6 protein-coding genes are annotated in these 6,028 nt (G+C 71.0%); 4 read left to right on the plus strand and 2 right to left on the minus strand.

All coding sequences use genetic code 11. From position 1 onward, the window contains the following. Window positions 1–18 precede the first annotated feature (18 nt). Both ACFXAZ_RS34215 and glmS read left to right on the plus strand, forming a co-directional pair. The gene (locus ACFXAZ_RS34215) at window positions 19–276 is read left to right on the plus strand and encodes a hypothetical protein (RefSeq protein ID WP_382682078.1); all 258 of its coding nucleotides are present in this window, start codon (window positions 19–21) and stop codon (window positions 274–276) included. Window positions 277–288: 12 nt separating this feature from the next. Next, window positions 289–2,106 carry a glutamine--fructose-6-phosphate transaminase (isomerizing) gene (gene glmS / locus ACFXAZ_RS34220; RefSeq protein WP_384599181.1) on the plus strand — a complete coding sequence of 606 codons (1,818 nt, stop codon included), beginning with the start codon at window positions 289–291 and terminating at the stop codon, window positions 2,104–2,106. 170 nt (window positions 2,107–2,276) lie between these two features. Here the strand turns inward: glmS and ACFXAZ_RS34225 are convergent, their stop codons facing one another. Together ACFXAZ_RS34225 and ACFXAZ_RS34230 are read right to left on the minus strand one after the other, a co-directional pair. Beyond that, a complete protein-coding gene (locus ACFXAZ_RS34225; protein ID WP_384599182.1) occupies window positions 2,277–2,843 on the minus strand; it encodes a GPR1/FUN34/YaaH family transporter in 567 nt (188 codons plus the stop codon). 149 nt (window positions 2,844–2,992) lie between these two features. Further along, window positions 2,993–3,520, minus strand: coding sequence for a universal stress protein (locus tag ACFXAZ_RS34230; protein WP_382682075.1), 528 nt, complete (start codon window positions 3,518–3,520; stop codon window positions 2,993–2,995). Between the two features lie 318 nt (window positions 3,521–3,838). On the opposite strand from ACFXAZ_RS34230, the gene ACFXAZ_RS34235 reads away from it, so the two are divergent. Further along, window positions 3,839–4,318, plus strand: a complete 480-nt coding sequence (locus ACFXAZ_RS34235; protein ID WP_384599185.1) for a hypothetical protein — start codon at window positions 3,839–3,841, stop codon at window positions 4,316–4,318. Window positions 4,319–4,707: 389 nt separating this feature from the next. Continuing rightward, complete coding sequence (locus tag ACFXAZ_RS34240; RefSeq protein WP_384599188.1) at window positions 4,708–5,928, plus strand: helix-turn-helix domain-containing protein; 1,221 nt, start codon at window positions 4,708–4,710, stop codon at window positions 5,926–5,928. Window positions 5,929–6,028 lie beyond the last annotated feature (100 nt).

Genomic DNA, 6,028 nt, shown 5'->3' on the forward strand with positions numbered 1-6,028 from the left:
TCCTTCAGGATCAAGCGGGTGCACGACGAACTCGTAGATCATCTGACACGCTCCACCCCCCTGAACCGGGGCGAGGCACTGCGGGTGATCCAGGACGTGCTCGCCTACTTCGACGAGACGACCGTGGAGTTCGTCCGTCGCCGCCACCGCGAGCTACAGGCCCAGGGCCTGGTCAACGCGGCGATCTTCGAGCGGATCGAGGCGGACCTGAAATACCGGGCGGTGGCACCCCCGGAGCTGTCGCTCCGTCAGCTGCGCCGCATCGTCTACGGCTAGGAAAATCCATACATGTGCGGAATCGTCGGATATATCGGCAAGCGCGATGTCACCCCGCTGCTCCTGGAGGGCCTCCAGCGCCTGGAGTACCGCGGCTATGACTCGGCGGGCATCGCCGTCACCTCCGCCAAGGCGGCCGGCCTCAGGACGGTCAAGGCCAAGGGCCGGGTCCGTGACCTGGAGGCCAAGGTCCCGGCCCGCTTCAAGGGCACCACCGGGATCGCCCACACCCGCTGGGCCACCCACGGCGCCCCCTCCGACGTCAACGCCCACCCGCACCTGGACGCCGAGGGCAAGGTCGCCGTCGTCCACAACGGCATCATCGACAACGCCGCCGACCTGCGCCGCAAGCTGGAGGCGGACGGCGTCGTCTTCCTCTCCGAGACCGACACCGAGGTCCTCGTCCACCTGATCTCCCGCTCGCAGGCGGAGAAGCTGGAGGACAGGGTCCGCGAGACCCTGCGCCTGATCGAGGGCACGTACGGCATCGCCGTGCTGCACGCCGACTTCCCCGACCGGATCGTGGTCGCCCGCAACGGCTCCCCGGTCGTCCTCGGCATCGGCGAGAAGGAGATGTTCGTCGCCTCCGACATCGCCGCGCTGGTCACCCACACCCGGCAGATAGTGACGCTGGACGACGGCGAGATGGCCACCCTGAAGGCCGACGACTTCCGCACGTACACGACGGAGGGCACCCGTACGACGTCCGAGCCCACCACGGTCGAGTGGGAAGCGGCGTCGTACGACATGGGCGGCCACGACACCTACATGCACAAGGAGATCCACGAGCAGTCCGAGGCCGTGGACCGGGTGCTGCGCGGCCGGATCGACGACCGTTTCTCCACGGTCCACCTGGGCGGCCTCAACCTCGACGCCCGCGAGGCCCGCGCGGTCCGCCGCGTCAAGATCCTCGGCTGCGGCACCTCGTACCACGCGGGCATGATCGGCGCCCAGCTGATCGAGGAGCTGGCCCGCATCCCCGCCGACGCCGAGCCCGCCTCCGAGTTCCGCTACCGCAACGCCGTCGTCGACCCCGACACCCTGTACATCGCCGTCTCCCAGTCCGGTGAGACGTACGACGTGCTGGCCGCCGTCCAGGAGCTGAAGCGCAAGGGCGGCAAGGTCCTCGGCGTGGTGAACGTGGTCGGCTCCGCGATCGCCCGCGAGGCCGACGGCGGCATCTACGTGCACGCGGGCCCGGAGGTCTGCGTGGTCTCCACCAAGTGCTTCACCAACACCACGGTCGCCTTCGCGCTGCTCGCCCTGCACCTGGGCCGGGTCCGCGACCTCTCGGTCCGCGACGGCAAGCGGATCATCGCCGGACTGCGGCAGCTCCCCGCCCAGATCGCCGAGATCATGAAGCAGGAGCAGGAGATCGAGCAGCTGGCCAAGACCTACGCGGACGCCCGCTCGATGCTCTTCATCGGCCGGGTGCGCGGCTATCCGGTGGCCCGCGAGGCGTCCCTGAAGCTCAAGGAGGTCTCCTACATCCACGCCGAGGCGTACCCCGCCTCCGAGCTGAAGCACGGCCCCCTGGCGCTGATCGAGCCCGCCCTCCCCACGGTCGCGATCGTCCCCGACGACGACCTGCTGGAGAAGAACCGCGCCGCGATGGAGGAGATCAAGGCCCGCAGCGGCAAGATCCTCGCGGTCGCCCACCAGCCCCAGGAAAAGGCCGACCAGACCCTCCTGGTCCCCAAGAACGAGGACGAACTGGACCCCATCCTCATGGGCATCCCCCTCCAGCTCCTCGCCTACCACACGGCCCTGACCCTGGGCCGAGACATCGACAAGCCCCGAAACCTGGCGAAGTCGGTAACGGTGGAGTAGCCGAGAATCGCCGGGCCGGAGTACGCCCCCAAGGGGCGCGGGGAACTGCGCGACCAGCCCCCACCCACCCGCACAGGCCCCACAACGGAACGAGCCCCCACGTGCTGCCACCAGCCACGGGGGGCTCGCTCCCTGCCACCGGACCACAGAACCCGGCCCGGCCCACGCGACTAGCCGACAGCCGTCACACCCCGTCCGGCCGTCCGCCGCGGCAACGCGGTCGGCCAGTGCGCGAGCACCGCCGTGGCCGCGTACCAGGCCACCGCGCCCGCCGCGACGGCGACCCATCCCCCGACCTTGGCCAGCCCGTCGTTCTCCGCGAGGAACGCGATCGCGAGCAGCACCAGGGAGACGAAGAACAGCCCGTACGCGACCTGTCCGAGCTGGTCCCCACCGGCGAGGGTGAGGGTCAGCGCGACCAGGGCGAACAGGAGCAGGAACAGTCCGGCCGCGTTGGCCGAGACCTGGTTGCCGACCGAGACGGCCCAGGTGAACCAGAGGGCGCCGAGCGCCGAGAAGGCCGTACCGGAGGCCGTGTCACGGTCACGGAAGGCCAGCAGCCCGACGACGAAGAGGGCGACTCCGCCCACGTACTGAGCGATTGACGCGGCATCAGCGGCCGACACACCGTCGACCACATCGGTGAATCCGAACCCGAAGGCCAGCAGGGTGATCCCCAGGGCGAGTCGGCCGACCACAGTAGTGTTTCCGCTTCCCGCGGAGACAGCGTTGTCCACGGCGGGCTCCCTTCATGCATGTGCGGTTGTGGTGCCCGATGTATGCCCTTCACAAAGGCACAAACACCTCTACGCGCGAGTAGATTCGGCGAGCGGGAAAAGGCCGGAGCACGACCGGAACGGCACATCCCACCTGGGACGACGGCGAGTTACGGAATGACGACGACGGGCCGCTTCGCGCGCTTGGCGAGCCGTCCGGCGACCGAGCCGAACATCCGCCCCACGATGCCGTGCGTGGATCCGACGACGATCGCGTCCGCCTCGTACTCCCGCCCGACCTCTTCGAGTTCGTGACAGATGTCGCCGCCGCGCTCGACCAGGATCCAGGGCACCTCGGCGAGATAGTCCGCGCAGGCCAGTTCCAGCCCCAGCACCTCGGTGCGGTGGTCGGGGACGTCCACGAAGACGGGGGGCTCGCAGCCGGCCCAGACGGTGGTCGGGAGCCGGTTGGCGACATGCACGATGATCAGGCCCGAGCCGGAGCGCCGGGCCATGCCGATGGCGTACGCGAGGGCACGCTCGCTGGAGGTGGAGCCGTCGAAGCCGACGACGACGCCGTGCTTGAAGGCGGGGTCGCACGCATGGCGTGGCTCTTCCGCCGCCAGGGGATCGGCCGCCGTGTGGTCGGCGACCGGCCGCTTGCGGTCCGCGGGTTCGGAGAATTCGTGACCGGCCATGGCTGTCTCGGCGTTGTGATCCTTCATAGGGGAGAGACGACTACGTCGTCCGAGCTGTGTCCGGGAAACATCTTCCCAACCCCATACCCGCAAGGGTACGGCGGCACGCCTCCTTCGCCCAGTTCCCGCACGGCTGCCCGGCGGGTTTCGTGGAGCATGCACGAGGGGGCGCCCGTCACGCAATGGTTGCTGCCCCGTACAGGCGGTTTGCACAGGATTCACCGGCGCGCAAGGGTGATCGTCCGTCCCGCTCGCTGACAGTGACCGTCCCGGGACGCGGACGTTGAAGTGCGTGAACCACGCCACAGGGAGCACGCCATGTCCGCACCCCGTACCGCCCCAGCCGCCCCCACCGCCCCCTCGGCGTCCCACGCCACCGCCGGAGAGCCGCGCCCGCAGGGCCCCTCGCCCACGCCGCGCACCCCGCCCCCGGCGGAACCGGGCCCGGCGGCGGACCCCACCGGGGACCTGGTGCGCTGGGCGGTCTTCAGCTGCGCCCTCGTCCCCCTGGTCCTGCTCTGGTACGGCACCTCCCTGGCCGGCGCGGCCGGTACGGCGCTGGGGCTGGCGGCGGTCACCGGGGCGTGTCGGCTGCTGCTGCGCCGCTCGGAGCGCCGCGCCCGCGTGTTGGCGGGCGAAATGCCCGCGCCCCACCCCCACCGGCAGGCCGACGAGGGCCCACCGCCCGCCGCCCGGTGGAGGGGTACGGGGCCGGGAACCGCCCCCGGGACCACCGGGGAGGCCCCGCGCGCCTGGGAGACCCCGCGCCACCCGGGCGGGAACGGCCTCCCGGGCTGACGCAGACTGACCGGTTTCCGCGCACCGGGCCGTATCTTTTCAGCCAACTTCTGGTTCGCGTGCATCCACTGGTCTGACCACCCTCCACGCCCCGTTCGACCTGCACGGAAAGGGTCTCAGGCGGCTTCCGCACCCTACGCGGATTAGCCACCGCGACAAGGCGCACTTCCCTGCACGTCCCGGGAGTGCAACGCTTCGTGATCGAATGCTTTACGCCAAGTTGCCAAGTCGACAATCCGCAGGGGTGGCAATCCGGTCACACCCGCGGTGCGGGACCCAGTAGATTCGATCTTGACTGTCGTATGGCGGGGGACTCGTGCAGGACCGAGGGGAAACGTGCAGGAGCGACACAACCGAGGAGCCGCGACCACCGAGGGGGGCTTAGCAGTATGAGCCACGACTCCACTGCCGCGCCGGAAGCCGCGACCCGGAAACTGACCGGGCGGCGGCGCAAGGAGATCGTCGCGGTGCTGCTGTTCAGCGGCGGCCCCATCTTCGAGAGTTCCATACCGCTGTCGGTGTTCGGAATCGACCGCCAGGACGCCGGCGTGCCGCGCTACCGCCTGCTGGTGTGTGCCGGCGAGGACGGTCCGCTGCGGACCACCGGGGGCCTGGAACTCAGCGCGCCGCATGGCCTGGAAGCGATCGCGCGGGCGGGCACGGTCGTCGTACCGGCCTGGCGTTCGATCACTTCCCCGCCTCCGGACGACGCGCTCGACGCGCTGCGCCGGGCCCACGAGGAAGGCGCCCGGATCGTCGGGCTGTGCACCGGCGCCTTCGTCCTCGCGGCGGCGGGCCTGCTGGACGGCCGCCCGGCCACCACCCACTGGATGTACGCGCCGACGCTGGCCAAGCGCTATCCGTCGGTCCACGTCGATCCCAGAGAACTCTTCGTGGACGACGGCGACGTACTGACCTCGGCGGGCACCGCCGCCGGAATCGATCTGTGTCTGCACATCGTGCGCACGGACCACGGCAACGAGGCCGCCGGGGCACTGGCCCGCCGGCTGGTGGTGCCGCCGCGCCGGAGCGGAGGCCAGGAACGCTACCTGGACCGCTCTTTACCAGAGGAGATCGGCGCCGACCCGCTCGCCGAGGTCGTCGCCTGGGCGTTGGAGCATCTCCACGAGCAGTTCGACGTGGAGACGCTGGCGGCCCGCGCGTACATGAGCCGACGGACCTTCGACCGCCGGTTCCGGTCGCTGACCGGCAGTGCCCCGCTGCAATGGCTGATCACTCAGCGGGTGCTCCAGGCGCAGCGGCTGCTGGAGACATCGGACTACTCGGTGGACGAGGTGGCGGGCCGCTGCGGCTTCCGCTCCCCGGTGGCCCTGCGCGGTCACTTCCGCCGCCAGCTCGGCTCGTCCCCGGCGGCCTACCGCGCCGCGTACCGGGCCCGCCGTCCTCAGTCGGACAAACCGTCCGAACCGGATCACGGCTCACCGTCCGCCCTGCCGCCCACGACCGCCCACCTCCACCCGCCCCACCCGCCCCACCCCCTCCACCCGGACTCGCCGGTTCCGCTCCAGTCCCGCCGCGCGGCGGCGGCGAGCGCGCTGGGTGCCGGGGTGCCACTGGCGAGTCTGCCGGGGCAGCGGAGCGGTATGTGAGCGCGGGGATGTCCGGCTGAAGGCGCCCGTGGGGCGGGCCCCGTGTGCGCGCCCGCGGGGGTGGGGGCGGCGGGTAAACGGGCGCGGCCCCCGGGCCCCC

This window comes from Streptomyces sp. NPDC059477 (genome assembly GCF_042749375.1).
Lineage (GTDB): Bacteria > Actinomycetota > Actinomycetes > Streptomycetales > Streptomycetaceae > Streptomyces.

Coding starts and splice junctions, on each gene's coding strand:
- glmS (WP_384599181.1), top strand. CDS start 289: ATGTGCGGAATCGTCGGATATATCGGCAAGCGCGATGTCACCCCGCTG.
- ACFXAZ_RS34230 (WP_382682075.1), bottom strand. CDS start 3,520: ATGGCCGGTCACGAATTCTCCGAACCCGCGGACCGCAAGCGGCCGGTC.
- ACFXAZ_RS34235 (WP_384599185.1), top strand. CDS start 3,839: ATGTCCGCACCCCGTACCGCCCCAGCCGCCCCCACCGCCCCCTCGGCG.
- ACFXAZ_RS34240 (WP_384599188.1), top strand. CDS start 4,708: ATGAGCCACGACTCCACTGCCGCGCCGGAAGCCGCGACCCGGAAACTG.